The 25,636-nt window shown below is 38.2% G+C and carries 23 protein-coding genes; 2 read left to right on the top strand and 21 right to left on the bottom strand.

Features of this window, described 5'->3' with window-relative positions; genetic code table 11:
* Window positions 1-254 precede the first annotated feature (254 nt).
* Window positions 255-824, top strand: a complete 570-nt coding sequence (locus tag CIL05_RS09635; protein WP_095655324.1) for a TetR/AcrR family transcriptional regulator — start codon at window positions 255-257, stop codon at window positions 822-824.
* 111 nt (window positions 825-935) lie between these two features.
* Here the strand turns inward: CIL05_RS09635 and CIL05_RS09630 are convergent, their stop codons facing one another.
* The 16 genes from CIL05_RS09630 to CIL05_RS09555 form a co-directional block, all read right to left on the bottom strand.
* Complete coding sequence (locus CIL05_RS09630) at window positions 936-2,408, bottom strand: aldehyde dehydrogenase family protein (protein WP_095655323.1); 1,473 nt, start codon at window positions 2,406-2,408, stop codon at window positions 936-938.
* A gap of 113 nt (window positions 2,409-2,521) precedes the next feature.
* On the bottom strand, window positions 2,522-4,192 hold the full coding sequence (locus CIL05_RS09625; RefSeq protein ID WP_095655322.1) for a thiamine pyrophosphate-binding protein: 1,671 nt from the start codon (window positions 4,190-4,192) through the stop codon (window positions 2,522-2,524).
* Between the two features lie 82 nt (window positions 4,193-4,274).
* Entirely contained in the window at window positions 4,275-5,234 is a 960-nt protein-coding gene (locus CIL05_RS09620) for a C-terminal binding protein (protein ID WP_240510155.1), read from the bottom strand.
* A gap of 280 nt (window positions 5,235-5,514) precedes the next feature.
* A complete protein-coding gene (locus CIL05_RS09615; RefSeq protein WP_206207769.1) occupies window positions 5,515-6,147 on the bottom strand; it encodes an ABC transporter permease in 633 nt (210 codons plus the stop codon).
* A gap of 12 nt (window positions 6,148-6,159) precedes the next feature.
* Entirely contained in the window at window positions 6,160-7,047 is an 888-nt protein-coding gene (locus CIL05_RS09610; protein ID WP_095655320.1) for a glycine betaine ABC transporter substrate-binding protein, read from the bottom strand.
* Between the two features lie 16 nt (window positions 7,048-7,063).
* Entirely contained in the window at window positions 7,064-7,729 is a 666-nt protein-coding gene (locus CIL05_RS09605) for an ABC transporter permease (RefSeq protein WP_095655319.1), read from the bottom strand.
* Window positions 7,730-8,866 (bottom strand): ABC transporter ATP-binding protein, encoded by a 1,137-nt coding sequence (locus CIL05_RS09600; RefSeq protein WP_095655318.1) that lies wholly within the window; start codon window positions 8,864-8,866, stop codon window positions 7,730-7,732.
* Window positions 8,867-9,799: 933 nt separating this feature from the next.
* Window positions 9,800-10,570, bottom strand: coding sequence for a class B sortase (gene srtB, locus CIL05_RS09595; RefSeq protein ID WP_095655317.1), 771 nt, complete (start codon window positions 10,568-10,570; stop codon window positions 9,800-9,802).
* 30 nt (window positions 10,571-10,600) lie between these two features.
* Entirely contained in the window at window positions 10,601-11,371 is a 771-nt protein-coding gene (locus tag CIL05_RS09590) for an ABC transporter ATP-binding protein (RefSeq protein WP_095655316.1), read from the bottom strand.
* Window positions 11,361-12,344 (bottom strand): FecCD family ABC transporter permease, encoded by a 984-nt coding sequence (locus CIL05_RS09585; protein WP_095655315.1) that lies wholly within the window; start codon window positions 12,342-12,344, stop codon window positions 11,361-11,363. The genes CIL05_RS09590 and CIL05_RS09585 overlap by 11 nt, the downstream gene beginning before the upstream one ends.
* A 25-nt stretch (window positions 12,345-12,369) precedes the next feature.
* Entirely contained in the window at window positions 12,370-13,320 is a 951-nt protein-coding gene (gene isdE / locus CIL05_RS09580) for a heme ABC transporter substrate-binding protein IsdE (RefSeq protein WP_095655314.1), read from the bottom strand.
* Between the two features lie 623 nt (window positions 13,321-13,943).
* Window positions 13,944-15,698, bottom strand: a complete 1,755-nt coding sequence (locus CIL05_RS09575; RefSeq protein WP_095655313.1) for an NEAT domain-containing protein — start codon at window positions 15,696-15,698, stop codon at window positions 13,944-13,946.
* Window positions 15,699-15,728: 30 nt separating this feature from the next.
* Window positions 15,729-16,343, bottom strand: coding sequence for an NEAT domain-containing protein (locus tag CIL05_RS09570; protein WP_095655312.1), 615 nt, complete (start codon window positions 16,341-16,343; stop codon window positions 15,729-15,731).
* Window positions 16,344-16,882: 539 nt separating this feature from the next.
* On the bottom strand, window positions 16,883-17,215 hold the full coding sequence (locus tag CIL05_RS09565; protein WP_095655311.1) for a hypothetical protein: 333 nt from the start codon (window positions 17,213-17,215) through the stop codon (window positions 16,883-16,885).
* A gap of 108 nt (window positions 17,216-17,323) precedes the next feature.
* Entirely contained in the window at window positions 17,324-17,953 is a 630-nt protein-coding gene (locus CIL05_RS09560; RefSeq protein ID WP_095655535.1) for a ribonuclease H1 domain-containing protein, read from the bottom strand.
* A 78-nt stretch (window positions 17,954-18,031) separates the two neighbouring features.
* A complete protein-coding gene (locus CIL05_RS09555) occupies window positions 18,032-19,246 on the bottom strand; it encodes a Rho termination factor N-terminal domain-containing protein (protein WP_240510154.1) in 1,215 nt (404 codons plus the stop codon).
* A 384-nt stretch (window positions 19,247-19,630) separates the two neighbouring features.
* Here CIL05_RS09555 and CIL05_RS09550 point away from each other — a divergent pair, with 384 nt between their 5' ends.
* The gene (locus CIL05_RS09550; protein ID WP_095655310.1) at window positions 19,631-20,284 is read left to right on the top strand and encodes a carboxymuconolactone decarboxylase family protein; all 654 of its coding nucleotides are present in this window, start codon (window positions 19,631-19,633) and stop codon (window positions 20,282-20,284) included.
* Window positions 20,285-20,612: 328 nt separating this feature from the next.
* On the opposite strand, the gene CIL05_RS09545 is transcribed toward CIL05_RS09550, so the two are convergent.
* The 5 genes from CIL05_RS09545 to fabF form a co-directional block, all read right to left on the bottom strand.
* A complete protein-coding gene (locus CIL05_RS09545) occupies window positions 20,613-21,149 on the bottom strand; it encodes a redoxin domain-containing protein (protein WP_095655309.1) in 537 nt (178 codons plus the stop codon).
* On the bottom strand, window positions 21,146-21,796 hold the full coding sequence (locus tag CIL05_RS09540; protein WP_095655308.1) for a hypothetical protein: 651 nt from the start codon (window positions 21,794-21,796) through the stop codon (window positions 21,146-21,148). Before CIL05_RS09540 ends, CIL05_RS09545 begins: the two co-directional genes overlap by 4 nt.
* 215 nt (window positions 21,797-22,011) lie before the next feature.
* Window positions 22,012-22,476 (bottom strand): acyl-CoA thioesterase, encoded by a 465-nt coding sequence (locus tag CIL05_RS09535; protein WP_095655307.1) that lies wholly within the window; start codon window positions 22,474-22,476, stop codon window positions 22,012-22,014.
* Between the two features lie 51 nt (window positions 22,477-22,527).
* Window positions 22,528-24,273, bottom strand: coding sequence for a class I adenylate-forming enzyme family protein (locus CIL05_RS09530; RefSeq protein ID WP_095655306.1), 1,746 nt, complete (start codon window positions 24,271-24,273; stop codon window positions 22,528-22,530).
* A 37-nt stretch (window positions 24,274-24,310) separates the two neighbouring features.
* Window positions 24,311-25,540 (bottom strand): beta-ketoacyl-ACP synthase II, encoded by a 1,230-nt coding sequence (fabF, locus tag CIL05_RS09525; protein ID WP_095655305.1) that lies wholly within the window; start codon window positions 25,538-25,540, stop codon window positions 24,311-24,313.
* Window positions 25,541-25,636: the final 96 nt, after the last annotated feature.

Here is a 25,636-nt window from a genome sequence, read left to right as displayed (position 1 = left end):
AAACGGTGAACTGAGCAACGATGCTGATTACTGCAATGATTAAAAAAGTAAGTACAATGGGCTTTTTATGTTTTATGATTCGTGCTGCAATGTTTATAATAATTCACCCTCTCTTGCTTTATAAAAAATTCCACTATATCATTATATAAAACACGGTGTTGCTTTTACAACAACCAGTTTTGCAAAATACGTATGTTTTCCAACATACTGTTTTATTTTGTTGGAGAACGTGAAATTTTAAGGGAGGGATTCCTATGACTTCTGATAAATTGGACAGACGAAAAAAATATACCCGGATGGTTTTAAAGGATAGCCTGATGAAATTGTTGAAGGAAAAACAAATTTCTACGATTACGGTCAAGGAAATATGTGAACTGGCGGATATCAATCGCTCTACTTTCTATGCACATTACTCCGATCAATTTGACCTGCTTGAACAAATAGAAGAAGAACTGATCGAGGAAATGATTATGTACTTGAGAACGTACGATTTTGAGAAGGAAGATGAAGCCTTACAAATGACAGAAAGATTGATTAAATACTTTGCTTCCAAGCAAGATGAATGCCAAACACTCCTCAACGAAAATGTCGATTCCTCCTTTGAAAAGAAAGTGATGGTTGTTGCTCAACGTTTCATTATGAAAGACTGGATGGAGGTTAAGCATCTCGATGAGGATATTTCCGAGTATTTAAGCACATTTATCGTAAGTGGCAGTATTCAAGTGATGAAAGTGTGGTTGAACAACGGCATGGACAAATCACCGAAGGAAATGGCTGAGATAATAATTAATGTGATTAATAAGGGGATTTTGGGGTTGAGGTGAAGGGAGGGTCACCAAAGAAGAAGCTTCCCAAAAAGTTTTCACAACTAATGGGAAGCTTCTTTTAGAAAATCCTCGATGTAGCATTTCACTCAAAACACACTGTCTATTCTATTATTTAAACCATTGAATCGGTTTTGGATCCATACTGATATTGATTTGCTTTGTCTCTTGGTATTCATCCAATCCGTATGTTCCAAGACTTCTGCCGATACCACTATGCTTATATCCGCCCCATGGTGCTTGGACATTTGTGAGATGGTAGGTGTTTACCCAAGTGATCCCAGCACGTACTTTTTTAATCACGCGCATTGCTTTATTTTGATCGCTCGAGAATACTGCACCTGCCAGGCCGAATTCCGTATCATTCGCAAGTTTAATAGCTTCCGCTTCATCCTTGAACTTTTGAATTACGACAACAGGGCCGAAGATTTCTTCTTTGACGATTCTCATATCGCTAGTCACATCAGCGAAAACAGTTGGCTCAATAAAGAATCCTTTTTCCATGCCGTCCTGTACAATACGGTTTCCACCAAAAGCTAAACGCGCACCCTCTTCTTTTCCGATTCGGATATATTCTAGGATGCTTTCCATGTGCTTTTCGCTAACAATTGCCCCCATCTCGGAGTTTTCATCATTTCCCGGACCGACGTTAATCCCCTTTACTATTTCCACATATTTTTTAATGAATTCTTCATAGATTCCTTCTTGAACCAATATCCGGCTTCCCGACGTGCAGACCTGTCCTGAACCCATAAAAATTCCGAACAAAGCATGATCAACAGCTGTATCAAAATCTGCATCTTCAAAAATAATGTTTGGTGATTTCCCACCGAGTTCCAAAGAAATCTTTTTCAAGTTGCCTGTAGCAGCCTGCATGATGTTGCGACCAACCTCTGTACTTCCCGTAAAGGAAACAACGTCCACATCATTGCTTTCGGAAATTGTCTGACCGACGATTGAGCCTGAGCCCATCAATAGGTGTGCAACACCTTTTGGTAAATCCGTTTGGTCCATCAGCTCAAATAATTTCACAGCTGTCATAGGGGTAATTTCAGCTGGTTTTAAAATAATTGAATTTCCTGCAGCTAAAGCTGGTGCTATTTTCCACACACTCATCAACAATGGAAAATTCCAGGGAACAATCAAGCCCGCAACTCCCATCGGCTCCTTGATAATCATTGTTTGCAAATCATAGGAAGCTTCATACGTTTGTCCACTTGTATTGCTGAGAAGGCCGGCATAGTAACGGAAAGCGTCAGCAGCATCTGATGCATCCGATTCCGCTTCCCGTTTCGTTTTCCCGTTGTTTTCCACTTCAAGGGCAACTAATTCATTCATATTATCTTCCATCATATCAGCGATTTGCAGTAAAACGTTAGCCCTTTCCAGCGGAGTACATTCAGACCAAATGCCGCTTTCAAACACACTTTTAGCAGCTTTAATCGCTTCCTCTGTCTCTTCCTTAGTCGCTTCGGGAGCTTTTGCAATAATTTCCTGATTAGCGGGATTTAGAATATCTTGCTTTATCGGGTTGCTTGAATCCACCCATTCCCCGTTGCTATATAATTTCAAGATTCTTGTCATAACTCTTATACCTCCCCATTTTCCGGTTTTTCCCTATAAGTCATTCTGCTTTTAAAAGTAAAACCGTCAGCCATATCAGGTCGGGCCCTACATATGACTGTCAATCACAATTATTATTCGCCATGTGGGCGGAAAGAACGAATATATTCATCAGAATCTTTATAATCTAGAATTCCTACCACCTCAACATCAACAACAACCATGTAGGCCTTTCTGCTGGCGATGGCGTTGGCTAATCCTTTATCAAATTCCTCAACAGATGTTACTTTCTCCGATTCAAATCCCATAGATTTAGCCATCATGACGAAATCCGGGTTTTTCAAATCAACAGAAGTCTTTCTGCCATAGGCTGCTTCTTGATAGTATTTTAAAATGCCATAACCCCCATCATCGAATAGCAAAATAATGATTGGTGTATCTTCCTGAATTGCAGTAATCATCTCACCCGCGTTCACCATAAAACCGCCATCTCCCGCAACTAGAACGACCGGTTTCTTTGGCTGGCCAATTTTTGCTCCAATCGCCATAGGCAAACCTTGTCCAATTCCTTCGCCAGTCATGTGAAGATAATTTCTTGGCTCGTGTATGTCAAACAATTTATTCGCCCAAGTATATCCAGGGATGGTCACGTCTGTTACCAGGACGGTATTTATAGGAAGGTGTTCACTCATGATAGCTGCAATATCTCCGTAAGGCTCAATTGAACTATGGAGGTCGTCACGAACAGCTTGACGTGTTTCTTTTACTTCATCCACATAAGCTGCATCCGGAGTGATATCCATGCCTGCCAACGTTTTGTTAATCTCCTGTAAAACAGCTTTAGCATCACCTGCCACACCATAAAGTGTATCGAAATTACGGTTGAACGCATTTGGATCCATATCTAAATTTATGTGATTTTCAGGTACTGGAGATGTCCAGCCATTTGTTTCACCAGCGCGGAAACGGACACCGATGCTGATAAGCAAATCCGACTTTTTTAAAAGCTCCTCAAATTGAGGGAAAAAAGCAAAGTTACCGATGCAAAGTGGATGGTTTTCAGGGATAGAACCTTTTCCGGATCCACTTGTAACAACTCCAGGCTGGATTTTTTCTACTAGCGCAAGTAATTCTTCAGAAGCACCTGATTTAATAACTCCATTTCCTGCCCAAACTACAGGTCTCTTTGCCACCGCAATTTTTTCAACTAATTCAGCCGGAAGATTGATACTACTTTCTGAATCTTGTACCGTTGACACTTCGATTAATTGATTTTTCGGAATAATTTTCGCTTGGAAATTTGTTGGAATCTGAATTGTAACAGGGCCTGTAGGTACAGTCTGAGCCTCTTTAATAGCCTTACGCATAAATGGCGTGATCAATTTTGGACGCTTCAGCAAATAAGCACTTTTACTTACGCCATCCATCATTTTCAACTGGTCTTTACTTTCGTGAATATAACGTTGATCCGTTCCAATATAGTTGAAATCTGCTTCACCTGTAATATGAAGGAGTGGGGTACCAGAATTCCATGTTTCAGATAATGAACCGGCAGCATTTCCTGCCCCAGTACCTGTACTTGTAAATACAACACCGAGTTTACCGGTCGCACGTGCATAGGCATCAGCCATGTTTACTGCGCCACTTTCTCCACGTGCTGTGACTATTCGGATATTTTCATTGTTGAGCATTGCATTGTAAATAGGCATGTTGTGAACACTGACTATGCCATAGACGACTTCAACTCCCGCTGCAACCAGCTCTTCCACGATTGCATCAGAAACCGTATACGCTTGATTATTCATTGTTATTTCCCCCTTGATTATTCATTAATTATGTAATAGTGGTTTATCGGACAAAACGGTACCATGACAAAAAAGTCAATCCTTATATTTTGATTAGGTTGTTTACAAGATATCTTGGTTTTCCTCCTTGCAGAACATCCACAATATTTAAAGCAGTCTTTCTTTTTAATTCCTGAATTGATTCCTCTGTATAAAAAGCTATGTGAGGAGTTAAAATAACATTTTCCATTGATAACAATGGATTACTTACATCCATTGGCTCTTGCTCTAAAACATCAAGTCCAGCTCCTGAAATTTCCCCTGTTTTCAGGGCATTAATTAAATCGGCTTCATTAATTACCGATCCTCTTCCAGTATTTATTATGATGGCACCCGGTTTTGCTAGTTCTAAAACTTCTTTATTTACCAGATGGTAAGTCTCTTTTATTAGAGGAGAGTGAATACTTATCACATCAGATCGTCCCATTAATTCTTCAAGGGAAACAAGTTCGACATTCGTCTCTTGATTAGCACTTTGGTAGTAGGGATCGTAAGCAATCACTTTAAAGCCTATTGCCGTCAATTTTTTTGACAAATTACGGGCAATACTTCCATAACTTATTAAGCCCACAGTTTGTGTGCTAAACCGGTGTAAAGGAACCCCTTCATGGAAGGACCATTTTCCTTGCTTTACTGATTGATTTAACGAGACTATTTTCCGGGTTAAAGTCATGATGAGTGCAAGGGCATGATTTGAAACTTCTTCCTGACAATAATCCGGTACATTTGCTACAAAAACATTATTTTCAGTTGCCGCCTCCACATCAATGTTATCGACCCCAATACTGTATTTTGCAATTACCTTTAATTCGGGTAGTGATTCAATAATCTTTCGTGTAATCGGAATTTCTGAATTAATTAAACCAGTTGCACCAAGGGATGCCTCAATAACTTCATCCTCTGTCCTGCATTGGGCTATTTCAAGTTTAGCACCAACTGATTCAAAAACTCTTTTTTCTTCTTCAAATTCCATCTTATTATAGTCAGTAATTACTACTTTCAAGAGAAACCTCCTCATATATTATGTTTTAGACCTTCCTTAGTGGCTCAGACTCTATCAATTTAATAGACTGTAGTAGTCTCAGTTTTTTTATCTTTCTTTAGAAAACTTGGCTTATCGCCAAGCATTAATGGCGAAAGCCTTAGTTGCACTTATACTGATTTCCTAACAAAGTTATACTTTCCTATCAGTGTAAAAAAGAACTATTTTCCGATTCTAGGAATACGGAAAATAGTTTTTATTCCATATGAAAAGGTAAATCTTAATCAGTTGTACTACTCTCTCAATGTTCCAAACGTTCCTGTGTCCTTCCAAGAGTCACATCGGCAATGATAGCAAGAATGGCAGCAATTATCGCACCACTAAAAATTTTCACTGGTTGCCTTGTGTTAATGCCCGCAAGGATATCTCTACCTAATCCATCTCCTCCAATGAAAGGTGCAAGTGTTGCAACTCCAACCGCAATAACCGCAGCTACACGGATACCGGCAAGTAAAAATGGTAAAGAAAGAGGTAGTTGCACTTTTAACAGAAGTTGAGTAATTGTCATTCCTACACCTTTTCCAGCTTCAGAGATGTTTTCATCCACTTCTCTTAACCCAACATACGTATTACGAACAATCGGTAAAAGTGAATATAAAAACAACCCGACAATTACTGTTTTAAAACCAAGACCAAAAAATACCATTAATATTCCAAGCAGTGCAATACTTGGGAATACCTGAATAATGCTAACCGTAGCTAAAATGACTTTTGCTAATTTTTCATTTTTAGCACAAAGAATTCCAAGTGGAATCCCAACAATTAGCGCCAAAATCAATCCAATTACCACCATTAAGATATGATCCAAAGTTAAAGAAGCGAGATGGGCCCAATTATCAACGACATAGCTAAAAAAGTTAGATATGAATTCCATTTAAAAAACCTCCTATTCTAGCAGTCCTTGCTCCTTAAGATACTCGATAGCTACATCATGAGGTTCTTCACCGTCAACATCTACTTTACGGTTTAATTTTCTAATTGTATCAAGATCAATTTTCCCCACTAACTGACTGAAGATTTCATCTAATTCTGGGTATTCATCCAGTGTTTCCTGCTTAACATAAGAAGAAGCATCATATGGTGGGAAAAATTGCATGTCATCTTCTAGTGTCTTTAGATTATAAGTATCAATACGAGCATCTGTTGAATATGCCAATACAACGTCCATATCATTATTTTTCAAAGCATCATACACAAGCGTTGGACTCATTGGAGATGCGTCACCAAATTCAAAACCATACAGCTCTGTAAAAGCAGCATATCCATCATCACCTTTACGTTCTAACCAACTTGTATCTGAACCAAAAGTTAAATCACCCGCAATACTTTTTAAATCGGAAACGGTGTTAAGGTTGTGTTCATCAGCAAACTCTTGTGTTACAGCCAATGCGTACGTATTGGCAAACCCAAGTGCATCATAAACTTTTATGTTGTATTCTTCAGAAAAGTCATTTTGGGTTTGTTTCATTGTGCCCTCACGATCCCTCGGGTTTTCTATATCAAAGAAACTTGATAATGCCGTACCAGTATACGTTGTAGCAATTTCTAATTCATCACTCATCATCGATTCTAATACCAGGGTATCTGTCGCCATATCAGTCTTTACTTCTACTGACAAATCCGTATTAGCCTCAATTAATTCTTTATACATATAGCCCATTGTTTTTGTTTCTGAATATGTTTGAGTTCCGACAATAAGCTTGTCCCCTCCTGAACATGCTGAAAGGACAAAGATCAACAATAATAATATAAAAATAGTTAATTTTTTCTTCATTGGAATCCTCCGTATTTTAAGTTTGATGTTGTTTTTCTACTCGACCTTTATTTAAGAACAATTTCTCCAATCTTCCTAGAATAAAGTCAGCAGCTAAAGCCAGTAACATTGCCATAACAGAACTTGCGATGACAAGAGGTTTGTCGTTCAGTGACAAGGATGCGAGAATCAATTCACCTAAGCCTCCACCACCAATTAATCCGGCCAATACTGCCCAACTGACAATATAAACGGTAGTAAGTCGAATACCTGACATAATATAAGGAAGGGCTAGGGGAAATTCAATCTGCATTAATTTTTGCATTGGACTATAACCCATCCCTTCCGCAGATTGCTTTATTTGAGGGTCAATGGAATCAAAACCCGCATATGTGTTTTTTAAAATTGGCATTAAAGAATATAAAAACAATGCCATAATGGCTGATTCTATTCCGAAACCTAGCACGGTAGCAATCATTGCTAGTAACGCTAAACTTGGAATAGCTTGAAAAACATTAATTACATTAAATGTTATCGATTTTACCCACTGTGTTGAGGTTTTTACCAAGAAAATCCCTAATGGAATTGCTACCAAACAGCCAAAGAAAACGGAGATCCCGGTTAAATAAATATGTTCGTAAAGCTTACTGAGTAAATCCGGCATACGTTCATAAAAGACCGATAAATATCCATAATCATTCATTTAAACTGCACCTTCTTTTATAGATGGGTAAGCACTACCTATAAAACCTACAATACTGCCTCGTGTAAGTAATCCTTCCAAAATTCCTTTTTCCTTCACAACAGGTAGATAAGGGGTTTGCAATTCAGTCATTAACTGAATCGCATCTGGAAGCAATGTATCTGGCTCTACTGTAGTATTAAATGAATGCATGATATGTTTTACAAGGGCATACTCGTTTGAATATGCCTTCACAACGTCAAACACAGTAATATATCCTAAAAGATGGTTCATTTCATCAACTACAATAAGTGAGTCCACTTTTTTGTCTTCCATTATCCTCATCGATTCTGCAAGACCACGATTTGGTGTTACCGTAATAGGACGCTTGACCATTACCTGACTTACTGGAGGAATATCCTGAAATCTTTCCAATCTTTTTTGACCAATAAACTCTTCAACAAACGCATTAGCCGGGTGGCGTAATATTTCTTCAGGTGTGCCATGCTGAACTATTTCACCGCTTTTCATTAATACAATTCTATCAGCAATTTTTAATGCTTCATCCATATCATGCGTAACGAAAACAATTGACTTTTTTATTTCTCTTTGTAGTCGGACAAGTTCATCCTGCAACTGTTCACGGCTGATAGGATCAAGGGCACTAAATGGTTCGTCCATGAGAATAACCGAGGGTTCAGCAGCAAGAGCTCGTATTACCCCAATTCGTTGCTGTTGTCCACCACTTAGTTCGGATGGAAATCTTTCACGATAAATTTCAGGATCAAGAGACACCAACTCCAATAGTTCATCTACACGATTCTTTATACGTTCTTTATCCCATTTAAGTAGCTTGGGGACAGTCCCTACATTTCGGGCAATATTCATATGTGGAAATAATCCAATTTGTTGAATGACATATCCTATACTTCTTCTTAATTCAACCGGGTCGATCTTCGAAATATCCTTACCTTTAATCGAAACGCTGCCCTTCGTTGGGTTATCTAACCGATTAATGAGCTTCATCAGCGTCGTTTTACCACAACCACTAGGGCCGATAAGTGCGGTGATTTCCCCTTCATTACAATGTAAGTTAATATTTTTTAATGCTACGAAACCATTATCATACTCTTTTTTTACATTTTTAAGTTCAATCAAGTAATTATCCTCCCTCTGTTGTTTCTTTATTACCTTCAAAAACTATTTTGTCTACAACAATGTTGCAATAGTTCACTCTTAATACAAAATACCAAAAGTACTCAATTAGATTATATTATGTAAATTTTACACTTTTATAGGATTCTAGCACTTATCCTTTATTTACAAATTTACTTCCAGTCAATAGTTCATTTTAGATTACTGTTTATAAAGGATAACAATATCCAAACAACGTTTTGCATATCCTGGAATGCATGTGAAATACTGAGCAAAATGAATACTCATTCATTTTATGAACCTTATATTCATCTCCCTTGTTTTTAACAACAACCTTTTAAAAACTTTTCATTGATTTTTTTATTAATAATAGAATAGTAGAAATCAATATATTATTTAGTAAAACATAATGTAGAAGTATTTTATGCTACATTATAGTTTTTTCTGGTTGGTTGAGGATACTTATTTTGACCTAGAAGGATATACATTTAATCCTTATTTAGAGTGGAAGGCATAAGGCTACTATAAAAGTATAGAGGAATAATAAAATAAGAACAAATCTGATAATCTAGCATATTCTTTGATTAATCAGCATATTTCACCGTATTAGAGGTGAAATGTAGCTTATCCTTTTAAAAACCTTCTATATCCTTTAAAAACTCCAAACATATTGGATTTTTCTGTTTTCTCGACAAAATATACTGTATATAATATGCAGATAATACTAATTAACTAGAAATAGGAGTAAAGAACTTAGTAATTCGACAAATTTCATCATACTAGATTTTATTTTTAATGTTTTACATAACAAAAGACCCGCAGTTAATCAGAATTCCTTCTGTTTTACTGCCGGCCTCTTTTGTCTTCAACACTTAAAGCTAGTTTATGAACTACTGGCATATTTTTAATTCCACTGCTCAATAAGACAGCCAACCATTACCCCTTCTTCACCAACTTCGCCTGCACTACCAACCTTCCATCATGATCATCAAGTTCATAATCACATGTTGACAATGTAATAATCTGGTCTCTTGCACTCACTTCCACATCTGTTTCATACATGGATTCCTCTTTAGTTCTTGTAAGCAGCTGTTCATACGCTGCATCACTTGCAAAATCAGTTTGTATATAATTAAAATCAGTCGTGGTATTGTAAACAGCAAAAATCTCTGCTTCATAACTATCATACAATGTATCAAATTGGAATGTTTGATGGCTCTTAAAAAAGTCCTTATCCTGATACTTCTCTAGTTGTTCAAACATGGAACCATCTTTCATTCGATGTCCATAGACAATCGTATTTAGACCAGGAGTTTCAACGTCATTGCGAAAATCCATAAAAATACTACCAGCAATGTTGTCCTCTTTATAAAAACCTTGTGTTAAATATTCGACATTATTGTCTGCTTTCAGGATGGGGTAATCAATTTGTGTATCCTCTATCGTAATCCAGCCGACAAGATCCTCATTTTCTTTTAGCAGGATATCAAACCCTGAACGGATGGAATCGGAATTACTGTCAATTACACTCTCATCGACCTCATCAGGACCAGCTGCATAGAATTTTTCCTGGACATTGTTTAGTACTTTCCAGTTTTTATAGTAATCGATTGCGGTATCAATAAGTCCATATGCTGCATAAATAAACACACCCAAACATAAAACCGTCAGTGTTACAGATAGAATCCGCTTCATTTTTGTACTCATCAAATGTCACCCCAGTCTATTTCAAGTCAGTTAAATTCCTAAAGGTACAATGTACATACCAACATCATCATCATTTTTCACAACAACATTCACACCGTAAATCTCTTGGATCATTTGTTTCGTCACTATCTTTTTCGGATTGCCCTTTTCGATCAGCTTTCCTTGTTTCATCGCAATAATGTGATGACTATATTGAATTGCCTGATTGATATCATGTAAAACCATAACAATAGTTAAGCCGTGCTCTTCACATAATTGTTTAACAAGCTCCAGTATCTCATATTGATAATAAATATCTAAATTGGAGGTTGGTTCATCCAAAAACAGAAATGGTGTGTCCTGGGCAAGTGCCATTGCAATCCAAACACGCTGCTGCTGACCACCGGATAACGTATCAATTGCATCATTACGTTTTTCATACAACCCTGTACATTCAAGCGCCCACTCCACCATCTCATCGTCTTTGTCGACTTTCCCTGAGAATGTATTTTTATGTGGCAAGCGTCCATAATGGACAAGTTTTTCCACTGTCATATCTGCTGGAGCCGTGTTTTGCTGGTGCACAACGCCTAATTTTTTGGCAAGTTCTTTCGGCTTATATTTATTGATCGCTTTCCCATCAAGGATGACTTGCCCAGCTTGTGGCTGATGATTATTCGTCAGAACCCCAAGCAGTGTTGACTTACCAGAACCATTCGGCCCAATAATCGTAGTAATTTGACCTATAGTAATCTCTGCCTCTACATGGTGCAGACGTTTAACTTTATCTTGATATGAAAAAGAAATATCCTTAATTTCCATAAATACGATCACTCTTTCTAAGCAGGAAGATTAGGAATGGTCCACCAATGACCGCCACGATAATAGAGGCTGGAATTTCAATTGGTGAGAAAAGCGTTCTTCCCAATGTATCTGCTGTTAGGATTAGCAACGCCCCAGCTGCTGCCGAAAACGGAATAAGCAGTTTATGATCATTACCAACAAGCGCTCTCCCAATATGTGGGATAAGCAGTCCGACAAACGTAAACATACCTGCTATAGCTGTGGCAATAGATGCAAGCAAAACAGCAATGATGGAAATAACGAATCGTGCCCGGTTCACGCTAAACCCAAGATTTTTCAATGTTTTATCCCGCAGTCCCAAATGGTTACACCATGCATAAACGAGGAAAGCCAGTATAAGTCCAATCGAACCATAAAGGACAATCACTTGCACGTCATCCCATGTTTTCATCGTAAGTGTTGAGGATGTAACAGAAATACCGGACATCATGCTGCTCGCATTCATCGAACTGGTTAATTCACTTAATCCAGTAAATACCGCATTGATGGCGACACCAATTAAAATCATTCGCAGTGGATTGAGTCCGGATTTCCAGGAGAACATATAGACGAGTAAAAAGGCAATCGCTCCACCGATAAAGGAAAATAAAGGTGTGTAGAAAAATAAAGTAGGAAAGAATGTAATCATAATAATGGATGCAAACCCTGCACCAGATGATACACCGATAATCCCGGGCTCAGCCAATGGGTTACGCATGACGGCTTGCAGGAGCACACCCGATACCGCTAAGGCTGCCCCGGCAAATAGTGCAATCACAATCCGTGGCAAGCGTAAATCCTTAATAATTTCTACATTTTCATTGGTGCCTGTAAAGAGCCCCTTAAACAATTCCCCTGCCGTAATCTCAATACTCCCGGTTATCATCGAATAAAGGCTTACGACAAGAAGCAAACCGATTACGACGATAAAACTAATCATCTTTTTATACATCATGAAAACCTCTTTCTCAGGGCCCCTACTCGGCTAATTCTGGATAAAGCATGCCAACTAACGCTTCCATTGCATCAGCAGCAGCTAAATTCGCTGTTGTTCCAAAAAGTGTTTCTTCTAAATCATAAACCCGATCATTTTGTACCGCCTTAAAATGCTTCCATATATCATTCTCTATAAATTCCTTGTCAAACATTTCGACAACTTCCTCAGGCATACCATGAGCCATACGCAAGATGACGTCAGCATCGGATTGCTGCAAGTTTTCTGTGTTTGCTGCAACATATTCTACACCTTTTTGATCCATAGCATTTACGCCACCAGCACGTCTTACGAGGTCACCTACATAGGAATCCTCTGTCGCAACAAGATAACTTCCCGGAACTCCGAGTAAAATCAGTACTTTTGGCGATTCTTTACCATCTACTTTTGTTTCGATCTCCGTCATTTTTTCTTTAAAATTGTTTACGACTTTTTTCGCTTGCTGCGTGCGATCATATTTCTCACCAAGTGACAGGATACTCGCATTCATTCCTTCTACACTTTCCAAGTCGATATATGTCGCTGGTGTATCGTTTTGAGTAAATGTTTCTTCTACATAAGATGTTAGTGTTGTAACGGTTAATACATCTGTTGGTTTTAATGATCTAATTAATTCCATGTCTGGCGTCATCGCAAGTCCAACTTCAGGTAAATCTTTATATCGCTCCGGTAAATCCTTATAAGTTGTTGGAACACCAACAAGATCCAATTCCAATTTATCCATAATTTCAGTTAAAGCAACGGTCGTTGAAATGATTTGACCATCCGTTTCAAGTGCATCTGTTTCCTCAGTTGCATCTGCTTCTTCTGTACTTGTTTGATTATCAGCCTTAGAGGATTGACTATCTGCTGCAGTTGTTTCTCCATCCGTGCCACAACCTGCTAAAACGATAAGAAGGAATATAATGAGAAAGAAACTTAATTTGTTTTTCATGACTGGTACACCTCTTTCCAAATAATGCATCTGAATCTTTTTAGAAGGATCTTTTCGTAAACTTTAGGACTGCTGTCACTCGTCCCATCGAAAAGATTTGTTACTTTATTAACTGCCGCAGTTTCGATAAACTGCGACATAATTACTGTTTTCTATAGGTATTTGCTATAATTGCCGTTCGGGATCGCTCCGGGCGGATGCTTTCCGCGGGCACGGCCTCAGCCTCCTCGGAAGAAACCCACTTCCTGTGGGGTCTTCGGACACGTGCTTTTCCCGCAGGAGTCACCTCCCTCTGCTCACCCGAACTGGTGAGGTTGTTTCTCGATACTTTTATATTGATTACCAATACAATTAATCGGCAGTAATCGCAATATCAGCGGAGGAAATACACGAAGACTCCTGCGGGAGCAGAGGCCTAGATGAGACCCCGCAGTGCGAAGCACGAGGTGGCTCATCAGCCGCCCGCGGAAAGCGTAGTGTATTTCCGTAGCGGTGTATAAACAGTTACGTCACATTTTCTGTCAACTACAGGGCAAATAACAATAAACTATGTGAAAACAGCCCTTTAGAAATAACTTGGAGTCTTACTGTTTGTTATGTACAGTAAGACTCGTATGTTTGGATTAAACGAAACGTCTTTTTAATTTTAATGCCAGCGGAATAGCTGAACCAATCAATAGGATTACATAAAGCATGATGTTTGTTGAATCACCTGTTTGTGGGTTCTGTGCTTTTTCGCCATTTTCTGTTTGATCGCCTGATTGATTATTATCATCGCCGGAACCAAGCTCAGGTTTTTCCGGAGTTGTTTTATCGTCATCAGTTTTTGGTTTATCGTTACCCGGATCCGGTGTTTGATTTCCATCACCAGATTCTCCATCCACTGTTGGTCCATTACCATTGTCAGAAGCTACTAAACGATAAGCACTTGCGTCGATTTCTTTCATGCTGCTTTCGTTAAGGAATAGACGGGCTTTATGATTCTGTCCTTCATAGATTCCAGGAACAGTAATAATCATATCTAGTAAAATAACATCAGATATACTACCATCTAATTTAAATTGATAAACGATTGTATTTCCATCCTCTTTAACTACAACCATATCACCGAATTTATTCTTCAGTGATTCAATATATTGTTTGCCTGTTACCGTAATTTGAAGATATCTTTCACCATCTTTTTCTAATAAAATTGCTGGTCCTTTAAAGAATGAATCAGCTGCAGAAGTTTTATCTTCAGATTCATGCTTAATTTCAAAATCAATTTCATATGCTTTATCTGGCACTAATTGATCTTTCTTTTCAGGAGTTTCTGGTTTAGTTTTATCTCTGTTATCTTTATCAACAGGATCTTCTTTATCTTCTGGCTTGTTGTTGTTATCTTCTTCTTTGTCAGCTGGGTCTTCACCGTCTGAAGGTTCTTCCGGCTCTGTTGGCTCTTCTGGAACTTCAGACTCTTCCTCATAACCTGGTTTTGCTGAAGCGTCCGTTTCTGCAATACTATCTTCAGCTAATGAAATTCTGAATTTAGCTTTACCGTAATGGATTGATCCATCTTTCATTGGAGCTTGATAATCCACATAACCATGATGAATAGATGCTAAACTATCTAATTCATATGTGTCATAACGTTTTTTACCATCAACTTTACTTTCGATTGCATTTTTGCCATCAACTTTAAGTAGCGTTACAGTTTCATCTGCATTTACAGTTACTGTTAATTCTACTTTTCCGTTTACAACTTCTAAGAACAATGAGCTATCTAAATATCTAGTCATTGTAGAAGCTTTTTCTTCTTCCAGATGTAAATAACTACCATTGATAGTGTAGAAACCATCTGCTAAATCTATTGTTTCAGGTTCTGATGGTTCCTCAGGATCAACCGGTTGTTCCGGCTCGGTTGGTTCTTCTTCAGGTTCAGTAGGCTCTTCTTCCACAACCGGTATTTCATCTAAATCTTCTAAAACAAATTTAAAAGGAACATCATGCTCTAAACCTATCGAAGGAACTTCATATTGAACTTGAGCATTTAATTCAGATTTTAAGTTTGCTAATTTAAATGCCATATACCTTGCAGTTTCATCTTCTGTTACATCAGGCTTATCACCTTCAACTTGCAGTCCAGTGATTTCTGCCATTTCATTATGCGGTACTGTGATAGTAAGTGTAGCTTCACCATCTTTAATATTTAAAGTAGCTTCCTCATTCAGAAATCCTGCTGCACCTGATCTTTCACTTGTGTCAGCATTGATAGCTTTGGCAGTTATCAGATATTCACCATCTTCATACACAACAGTTTCTTCTGCAAATACGGAAGTACTTAAAATCGGCAATGCTAGAATTGCAATGATTAATGTAAGAATCCATTTATTTCGCATCTTTTTCTCTCCCCTTGCAAGTTATCTAAATTAGTTACGTACAGGTCGTAATTTCCAAATTGCAAATAAAGCAACTGCTGATCCAACCATTAATAGAGCATAAAGTGCAATGGATGAGTCATCACCGGTTTTTGGATTTTCCACTGTTTCAGCTCCTGCCTCAGTTTCAGAATCACTAGCATTTGATTCATTTTCTCCAGCTGCAGCAGCTTGGTCTAATCCGCTTACATCAAAAACAGCACGGGCAGTATGGGTCATATCATACATATCTGGAACAATGATATGCATTTCCATATTAACGGCCTGTGACAGGTCACCATCCACTCTAAACTTCACTACTCTTGTACGATTTGCTGTATCCTCACTAATAACATTTACGGGACCTGATGGTGCAGTAAGTGATTCAATATAATTGCTGCCAGTAACGGTTAACTGAATATGTTGAACACCATTTTCCACGATTAATGTCGCAGGCTTTGTAAAATAACCATCCGCAATGGATGTATTTTCACTATCAGCCTCTTTCATTTCATAATTCACCTTATATGTACCATCCGCAACTTGTGCAGATACAGGTGACACAACTAAGAAGCTAATCAAAATCATAGCAGTTAGCGCCATGAATAATGGAAATCTCTTTTTCATTCCTTTTTTCCTCCTAATAATTTATAAAAAGTTTCCTGGTATAGAAGCAAAATGATCCCCTCATTATGCCAGGCTACACTGTGGCTAAAACTTGTGAACATCAAAAGCTAAAGTCACATGAATCCTCCCCATAAACCTCCTAGCTTATATATTTTAAATTTGATAAAGCTCTCAGACACTACTTAATGTATCAATGAGAGGTTATAAGAACAATAGACAAAAAATGAACAAATACCGACATATTTTCGAACTTTATTAAAGTGATAAATGTTGTTTTCACGGTACTTGTACACTCCTCGATTATTGTCGAAAAATAAGTACATCCCAAGGATAATACAATTTCAAAAAAATAATGTGATGTACCTCACACACTTTATTATAAAAATATCATTTTTGTGAACTTATAGAGAGGAAGCATGTAAAAAAGGTGTCTGAACGGTTCGTGGGTTTTGGAAAGGTTATGCCCCGGTTCAAAAAAAGGACAAAATAAAAAGAGGGAATCCACAAAAAGCAGAACCTCTTTTAGTTTTATCTCATTATTATAAGGCTACATCTGTTTCAACAAATAAATTACCTTTAATTACAAACTCTCCTGATATAACTTTGTCTAAATGCCACCACCATTCCTTTTCAGGCTTATTAGTGGAAGAAAAGTCATAAACTTCACTAATATGATTTACGATTTTCCTTGCATTTTTAATTACATTTACATCAATCGACAATAGCTTCAGCTGCTCTTCGCCAATCATTTTTTGGAAATCTTTTTCTAATTCACTTCTTAAGTGTAGAGTGGCAATAGTCTCAAAAGGACTAACTTCAAAATCAAAAATATCTTCTTCATAGATTTGAATTTTTTTCATAAATCCTGACATTACTTCAGTACCTCCTTTAATGTGCCTAAGAAAATATATCCATCTTCTTTAGATACATAATTTCATAAGAAGTTTTGTCTACTAGTAAAGTCCCCCGTAAAAGTATACTCATTTTCTTCCAAAATCAGCCTTACTCTCTCCCCATAATTTTGTTTCCCATTTAAGTACTTCATTAGCGTATGTATTCGTGTTTAGCCAGTGCTTTGCCCGATCAATCACCTTCCATAAATGTTCTGTCGATTGATCCCTTGGTATTTTTGTATTCATTTGCCGCTTCCGTACCCAACCAATGGCTATTTTCGAGTCTGAATAAACAGGTAGATTACTATTTTTTTGTTTCATTAAGGCAAGTGCATGTACAATAGCTAGGAATTCACCAATATTATTTGTTCCATTGTCAACAGGACCGTAATGAAAAATTTCTTTACCATTTTCCGTGTAGACACCCCGGTATTCCATTAATCCAGGATTTCCACTGCATGCGGCATCTACACTTATACTCTCTTTAATATACTTTGATTCTTCAAGATGTGATGATTGCTTTACACTTGAAGTTTGTTTCTTGCCTTTAGTTGGAGCATATCCGGTTTCAAAAGCAATTTCTGCTTCCTGCTTTGAAGGAAAAGATTTGTATCTTGCACCTTTTACTCCATTAACTTGTTTTTTACAATCGTCCCAGGTTTCGAAAACACCCGTTTTGTTTCCAGACCAAACAACATAGAATTTCTTTTTAGCCATGGTATCCTCCTTAGCAACAATATCATTTAAATTATCAGGTTTCCCGGTCATATTCTGATGTTATATATTTCCACTTGCCTATCTCCCACAACATTTCTTATACTTTTTCCCGCTTCCACATGGACAGGGATCATTCCTGCCTACTTTTACAGCTTTTTTGTCGTCACTACTGTTCAGTTTGGTTGTTGGCAATGGGCGTAAATGTTTTTTCTCCTGTGCAAATAACTCTGTTGACGTATATCCTTTCAGGAACCATTCCCTCGTGTTATTCATTAGATGGGTAATTTTATCCGTTAAATACTGGACGATTTCCATATCATCAAGTTCAAATGTGTGACTTAAATAACTTAAAACATCATTCGGTCCATCCCCGATTCTGGCTGCATAAACCATTTCTTCCGCATAGTCATCCGCTTCCTCTCTATCTATTTCAAAGTTATTGGTGAGGAATTTGACTAATTGCATATAGCTTTGATTCTTTTCAACGAATCCAGGTTCACCAGCTGCAAGAAGCTGCTGTTTTGTAAATGGATAAAATGGTACACTGCTTCTGGATTGATGTTCCTTTTGTACTCTTTCCGGATCAAGCACTCGATTATTTGAAAAGTAACGCTCATCTATATATATTTCCTTATGATAAGAATTGGCCCGGTGAATTACTGTAAGGTATTCTGCAAAATCTACTGTTTCCTTTGTAAACTCTTCCAGCATATTTACCAGCTGTGTTCCACTTAAAGTTCCATAATAATACAAAATTCCTCGTGTTAGCTTGATCCACTCTGTATTTCTGCTTACAGCTGCCTTTAGCTTCACATTATTTTTCCAGGCAGAAATTTGTTCGACAAGCTCATCAGGTACAGCCAATATCTTTTTCCCTTCAAAAGTTCCCGTATAAAGCAAACCATTTTTGCGAAAATACTCAATTTGATTATCCTTTAGCATTGGTGCAATCATTTGACCGCTATTATTCGCTATATTTGTCAGTAATCTGAACCGTTCCAAATCCAAATGAAAAGCGATATACTCAAGATATTCAGGTATTCTCTCTTGTAACAATGCAATCAGCTCGCCCTTTTTCAAGGTGCTGGCATTTTTTATGTTTAATGTTTTTCGGATCGCATCCAGTTCATATTTTGTATATTTTTTTAGACCTTCATCGAGCGTAAAAGGAACTTTTATTTCAGCCCAGAACTTTTGATACTGTTTTTCTTCCTGCTCTTTTCTGAATTTCTTTGCTCCGGTAATAACCTTTTTTATATTCTTTTCCAATTCTACATCCGCTTTTTTAGTCAAAACATATACCTGCTTTCTATGGAATTATAATATTGATGCACGCTGTCCTAGCCCAGTGTGATCGTCCTTTATCCAGTATCTTTTACTCCCTTTTCCTTTATATTAATTTAAATATATTTTAGCATAGGTACCATGATAAACGAAAATCCGATTAACCTAGAGGGTTATACAGCTTTGATAGTTTTGAGAAAATGAATATAAAGGTTATCGCCGTCCATTTTAATGAAGCTATTCTCTAATTTGTATTTTTGTAATAAATTCTCCGAACATCAGGTAATCCTCCAACGAATGTTCCTTAATAAGCATAATCTTTATAAATAATAATATACAGTGTTACCATAAATATACAGAATCATTAATAAAAATTGTAAAGGAGTTTTGTCCATGTCTTCATTTTATTCAAAAGAACATACGCATGATTTCCCCAAGCAACTAAAGGAACACGCACCTGATCAATTGAAAGCATTTAATGAATTTAACATGAAGGTATTTAAGGATGGGGCCTTAACACGGAAGGAAAAAGAATTAGTTGCTGTTGCGACTACACATGTGACGCAATGTCCATATTGTATTGAGTCACATACAAAAAATGCTAAAAAAGCTGGAGCAACACTGGAAGAACTAACAGAAGCTGCATTTGTAACAGCTGCTGTGGAGGCTGGAAGTGCAGTCACCCATAGTACTCATGTTCATAATGCAACAGATAAAGAAGCACCAGATTCACTCTATCAGCGTTCCAATTTGAAGCATTTAAATGAGTTAAATAAACTTGCTGGAGAAAGCTTTAAAGGATATCAGGCCTTTAGTGATGCCGCAACAAAAGCAGGGAAATTAAGTACAAAATTTAAGGAAATCATTGCCGTGGCTGTGGCACATGCAACGCAATGCCCTTATTGCATTGACGTTCATACCAAAAGTGCAGAGCGTGAAGGTGCAACAAGTGAGGAACTTGCAGAAGCGATTATGGTAACTGCCGCATTGCGTGCGGGTGGATCCTATGCTCATATGCGGATTATGTTTGATAGTTATCAGGAATAAGTGAATATGCATAAGTCCCCAGGAGGATTTGGGGGCTTAATTTAAATTTTCCGTTGTATGTTTTCATAATTTAATTTTCACTAGTCAAGTGCAATAGAGTGCTTTTATACGACCGAGCGGAGACAAAACTAGTGCTCATTGTCCAATAGAACGTTTCTATTCGACCGAGCGGAGATAAAACTGGTACAAACGGTCCAATAGACTGATTCTATACGACCAAACGGAGTCAGAACTAGGGCTCACTGTCCAATAGAACGCCTCTATACGACCGAACAGAGACAAAATTAGTACCCACTGTCCAATAACCTTTTGAAAATTCCCCCTGCCGCTATTCCATCTTCTCCAATTCCTGTACCATAAGATCATAATTCATGGCGCCCAATCGTATGAATTGTATACGGCCATTTGAATCAATCATATAGGATGTTGGGTATGCCTGAACTTGATAGGTCTCCATGACTTCAGATTCCACGTCCATCGGCACTGGGAAAGTCATTTCAAATTCTTTCACAAATTTAGTAACTGTATCCTGTGATTCTGCCATGTTAACTGCCAATATGGTAACATCTTTATTATCATACAGCTTTTGCATATCAGGGATTTCTGCCCTGCATGGCGGACACCAGGTTGCCCAGAAGTTAAGCATAACGCGACTACCTCTGTAATCAGATAAACGTACTGGCTCCCCCTCTAAAGTTTCCAGTTCAAAATCAGGGGCAATATCCCCCATAGCAATTCCAATTTCATCCGCAGCGCCCGAGCCGTTGTTCTCTCCCGACGAACTATTTTCAGATGAATCGATAAAATCATAAATAGCCCAACCGATCATTCCTACAATAATGACGATGAAAATTCCCTTCTTCATTGAACATCACCTTTTCTTCGCTTATAAATAAGTATTGCAAAACTTAAGACAAAAAATAATCCCACAAACCAGGCTTCCATAATATAACCAAATACCGTTACGAATGGCTGGATACTTGTTAAAATCAACATTCCCAGAGTCCATCCGATTAATATCACTATGATCAATAAACTTCCCGTAATCCTTCTAGAAAGGAGAAAGTATAAAATCAGAAGAACAGATAGTAAAATCAGATATCCAAAAGCGTATGGATTGTTATTCCAGACGAACTGAATAAATTCATACAAAAAGGAGGCCACTAAAAATACATGCAAAAAGGATTCCATAAATGTAAGCACATTCAGCTGTTTTCTGAAAGACTTATAAACAAGTAAACCTGCGATAAATAATACAGCTATGTAAAATGAATCCGAATTACTTGGGTAAGCCAATATTGCCAAAGGATCTTTTATAAAAACAGATAAATGCCATATGATTTTACCAAGCCAGATAAAGATAACGAAATTAACAAGCTGTGAAATCAATTCCTCCATCTGCTTTTTCTTCTGTTCCTTTGATAGATCACTCATTATATAGAAGGAAGTAATTCCTACGGCAAAACTCAAAACAATGATGCTGATTGGTATTAATTTGCTTAAAATCACCATAAGGCATTTCCTCCATTTCACGACTTTCAATTCCAATGGTACATACTCATTATGAAGATTTGATGAAAATAATGCCAATCAGGAAGACTATAGTCCTTTTTATAGCGATAAAACGGACAACAAGATTTACCTTCGTTGTCCGTTTAATAGTTTTAATTATATAGTAGATTCAACAAGAATTTAACACGTTAAAATCGTTACCCCATCTTCTTGCTCTACCCCAATTTCTGAAGAACACCATAAACCTCAGGAGCAACCTTATTAATCCGTGCCGGTTTCCAATCCGAATTCACCCACATATGCATCGTAGAACCTTTTGCGAGCAGTTCCCCAAAAGACTCAATTGTTTCTTTTTCCCCACTCCGAACAAACTCTTCCTCACTAATCTTTCTCGCTTCGTATTCAAACTCTAATCGCACCGGAGAATAGTTGGCTATTTTCGTAAAAATAGCGACACAGTCGTCAAAGTAGGCGGATTTTTTATAGGTCACATTTACATCCATTACTGGAAGTAGAAGGCCCTGATCTTCCATTTTATGATAAGCCATCCCGTGATGACGCATCCATTCCGTACGGCCAACTTCGAACCAGGTTACATAATTGCCATGATGCACGACGCCCATTCGATCCGTATCCTTATACTGGACACGCATATTATGCTGATGCCAGGCTTCTGCCATTTGAATCCCCCCTGATATTAAAATTTCTCATAACATAATTTCCTTAAAAGTTTAGCTGTTTTTTCCCGAAAGTTTTTCTTCAGCCATTTCCTGTAAACGAAATTTTTGCACTTTACCTGTGCTCGTCATTGGCCACTCAGAAGAATCAATAAACCAAATATGCCGAGGAATTTTGAAACGGGCAAGACGGGAAGAACACCAGTCAATAATATCCATACGTTTACAGGTTTCACCCTGTTTTAGTTCAATAAATCCTGCACCTATTTCCGTTGTTAAAGCATCCGGGACGCCAATAATGTTAACCTGACTTACTGCTGGGTGATTGGAGATTACGATTTCTACCTCACGAGGCGACACCAATTCTCCAGATACCTTGTACATCTCTTTACTTCTGCCAAGAACCTGAAGATATCCGTTTTCATCAATCCGTCCAACATCCCCCGTACGCAGCCATCCATCCTTATCAATTGCTTTCGCCGTTTCCTCCGGTTTTTTATAATAACCGCGGGTAACTGTAACGCCCCTGACGGCAAGTTCGCCAACGGAACCTGCTGGCAAGTCTGCCCCTGTATCCCGATCAATCGTTTTATACTGAACGGAACTGCCATTAAATTCTGGCAGACCACTGACTCCATTAAGTTTCGGACGGCCAACCCGTGAGGAAATACGTTCCAGCGAATCACCAATTTCCGTCGTGACACCTGATGATGCCACCTCTGTTTGCCCATAACCGGTAATTATTTCGGTTAACCCAAGCACGTCCACTGCCTGCTGCCATACAGGAACCGGCGCTGGTGCTGCGCCACACCACATGGCAAAAAGATTGGATAAATCAAATTCCGAAACACGCGGGTGATTTAATAATGGTACTAATGTCGATGGTACACATAGATAATCATTAGCTTTGTATTTCTCCATTAATTGCAGTGATAAAAGTGGAGATGCGCCGAGTGCTGAGATGAACGAACCCCCAACAAACGACATGGCAAAAATCGCTTCAATAATAGCAAAACAATGATAAAATGGCAGCGGAGCAAACGTCACCCTTCCGTCCTCGATTGCCCTGCTCATACATGTACCATACCCAGCGCGAAGAAGCATATCATCTGAAAGCATGACACCTTTTGGACTCCCGGTAGAACCTGAAGTATACATAATAATCGCAACTTCATCCGGATAATGCGATTCACTCCACCTTTGTTCTAGTTCCTCATCTGTAACAGATTCTGATTCGTTGATAAAATCACCCCATGTTAAAAAACTGTCATCAACGGAATCCTGTTTTTCATTTTCAAAACAAATAACCTGATCCAACTTACTATTTTCCTGGAAATCCGCTTCATTCAGTAATTCCGAAACTGCCACACCATGATGTTTATCCTTTAACTTTTGCTGCAAAATCAAAAACTGTGTATCTGACTGGGAAATAATATATCTCAATTCGTCTTTTGCAAGCATTGCATTGATCGGAATAAATACTGCTCCAACGATGGAAGAGGCAATCATCAATGATGGATAGGTGGAATCATTATTCATTAAAACCGCAATATGATCTCTTCGTTTCACACCAAGCTTTATAAATGCCTTTGCATATTGAACTGCCCTGTCCCAAACTTCCCCATATGTAAATTCTTCATCATTTATGTAGATATACGGTCTATCTTTATATTGAGCACATGCTTTTCGAAAGTGTCCGGCAATTGTATCCCGCGGCCATACTGGAAAACGGTTCTCGAGTGCCTTTCGTCTGTCCAAAACACTTTGACTTAGAGTTGTTTGTTTCGTTGTTGTAGACATTTTACTCCTCCTCTATAAAAATAAAGTTAATGATGACTTAGCCCTTTTTAAAAGCAATGACAGCATTATGGCCGCCAAATCCAAACCCATTGGATAAAGCAAGATTAATATTACCTTCCACTGCTTTATTTTCTACATAATCCAGGTCACATTCCGGATCTGGATTTTCCAGGTTTATCGTTGGTGGAAAAATACTTTCTGCCATGCTTTTCAAGGTAATTATAGCCTCGACTGCCCCTGCTGCACCAAACAAATGTCCAGCCATGGATTTGGTGGAACTAACCTTGAGATCATATGCAGACTCACCGAAGGCTTCCTTAATCGCTTTTGTCTCAGATATGTCGCCTGCTGGAGTGCTTGTCCCATGAGCATTAATGTAGTCAACATCTTCCGGCTGAATCTCTGCACGCTCAATTGCCAGCTTCATTGCTTTTGCAGCACCCTGGTAATCCGGTGCGGTTATATGGTAAGCGTCCGTCGTACTTCCATAACCGATAATTTCACCAAGTATCGTAGCACCACGTTTCTTTGCATGTTCATATTCTTCCAAAAATAATACACCTGCACCTTCAGACATAATAAATCCGTCACGATCTAGATCAAACGGACGTGAAGCTCTTTCAGGCGTATCATTTTTCGTTGACATTGCACGCATTTTCGAAAAACCGGCAAAATAAAGTGGAGTAATGGTAGCCTCAGCCCCTCCAGCTAAAATCGCATCAGAGTACCCATGCGCTATATTAAAATAAGCTTCACCAATAGCATGATTGCTCGTCGCACAAGCTGACACGACAGCAAAGCTTGGCCCACGAAACCCTGTCTTAATCGCAACTAATCCCGAAACCATATTATTTATCGCCATTGGAATTAAGAACGGTGACACCCGCTTCGCTCCCTTTTCCAGCATTGTTTTGTGATTATCTAATAGTGTTTGCAGACCCCCAGCACCAGATCCAATATAAATCCCAACACGATCTTTATCCACCTTATCCAAATTTACTTTTGACTGTTCCAATGCCTGCATGGCCGCAGCATATCCATATTGTGTAAACAAATCATATCTTTTTATTTCTTTTGCTTCAAGATACTTCTCGCTGTCAAAATCATCTATATAACCTGCAATTTTTGTGTTAATATCTTTAAATTCATCGGATTCCAACCGCTTAATACCGGACTTTCCCTTTTTTATGTTATCCCAAAGGGTTTCTATATCATTTCCGAGCGGTGAAACAACACCTGTTCCAGTTACCACAACTCTACGTTTCAAGTTTTATCTTCCTTTCAACGTTTTTAGTTTTCGATTCATACAATCGTATTTTATCATAATTAGGATTAGTTTGTTATTTTGTGAATTAGGAGTTCT

The organism is Virgibacillus profundi (assembly GCF_002287375.1).
Classification (GTDB): domain Bacteria; phylum Bacillota; class Bacilli; order Bacillales; family Amphibacillaceae; genus Virgibacillus_K; species Virgibacillus_K profundi.
The sequence above is the reverse complement of the archived record's forward strand: the minus strand, read 5'-3'. Positions and strand labels throughout refer to the sequence as shown.

Coding starts and splice junctions, on each gene's coding strand:
- CIL05_RS09635 (WP_095655324.1), top strand. CDS start 255: ATGACTTCTGATAAATTGGACAGACGAAAAAAATATACCCGGATGGTT.
- CIL05_RS09630 (WP_095655323.1), bottom strand. CDS start 2,408: ATGACAAGAATCTTGAAATTATATAGCAACGGGGAATGGGTGGATTCA.
- CIL05_RS09625 (WP_095655322.1), bottom strand. CDS start 4,192: ATGAATAATCAAGCGTATACGGTTTCTGATGCAATCGTGGAAGAGCTG.
- CIL05_RS09615 (WP_206207769.1), bottom strand. CDS start 6,147: ATGGAATTCATATCTAACTTTTTTAGCTATGTCGTTGATAATTGGGCC.
- CIL05_RS09610 (WP_095655320.1), bottom strand. CDS start 7,047: ATGAAGAAAAAATTAACTATTTTTATATTATTATTGTTGATCTTTGTC.
- CIL05_RS09605 (WP_095655319.1), bottom strand. CDS start 7,729: ATGAATGATTATGGATATTTATCGGTCTTTTATGAACGTATGCCGGAT.
- srtB (WP_095655317.1), bottom strand. CDS start 10,570: ATGAGTACAAAAATGAAGCGGATTCTATCTGTAACACTGACGGTTTTA.
- CIL05_RS09590 (WP_095655316.1), bottom strand. CDS start 11,371: ATGGAAATTAAGGATATTTCTTTTTCATATCAAGATAAAGTTAAACGT.
- CIL05_RS09585 (WP_095655315.1), bottom strand. CDS start 12,344: ATGTATAAAAAGATGATTAGTTTTATCGTCGTAATCGGTTTGCTTCTT.
- isdE (WP_095655314.1), bottom strand. CDS start 13,320: ATGAAAAACAAATTAAGTTTCTTTCTCATTATATTCCTTCTTATCGTT.
- CIL05_RS09575 (WP_095655313.1), bottom strand. CDS start 15,698: ATGCGAAATAAATGGATTCTTACATTAATCATTGCAATTCTAGCATTG.
- CIL05_RS09570 (WP_095655312.1), bottom strand. CDS start 16,343: ATGAAAAAGAGATTTCCATTATTCATGGCGCTAACTGCTATGATTTTG.
- CIL05_RS09565 (WP_095655311.1), bottom strand. CDS start 17,215: ATGTCAGGATTTATGAAAAAAATTCAAATCTATGAAGAAGATATTTTT.
- CIL05_RS09560 (WP_095655535.1), bottom strand. CDS start 17,953: ATGGCTAAAAAGAAATTCTATGTTGTTTGGTCTGGAAACAAAACGGGT.
- CIL05_RS09550 (WP_095655310.1), top strand. CDS start 19,631: ATGTCTTCATTTTATTCAAAAGAACATACGCATGATTTCCCCAAGCAA.
- CIL05_RS09545 (WP_095655309.1), bottom strand. CDS start 21,149: ATGAAGAAGGGAATTTTCATCGTCATTATTGTAGGAATGATCGGTTGG.
- CIL05_RS09540 (WP_095655308.1), bottom strand. CDS start 21,796: ATGGTGATTTTAAGCAAATTAATACCAATCAGCATCATTGTTTTGAGT.
- CIL05_RS09535 (WP_095655307.1), bottom strand. CDS start 22,476: ATGGCAGAAGCCTGGCATCAGCATAATATGCGTGTCCAGTATAAGGAT.
- CIL05_RS09530 (WP_095655306.1), bottom strand. CDS start 24,273: ATGTCTACAACAACGAAACAAACAACTCTAAGTCAAAGTGTTTTGGAC.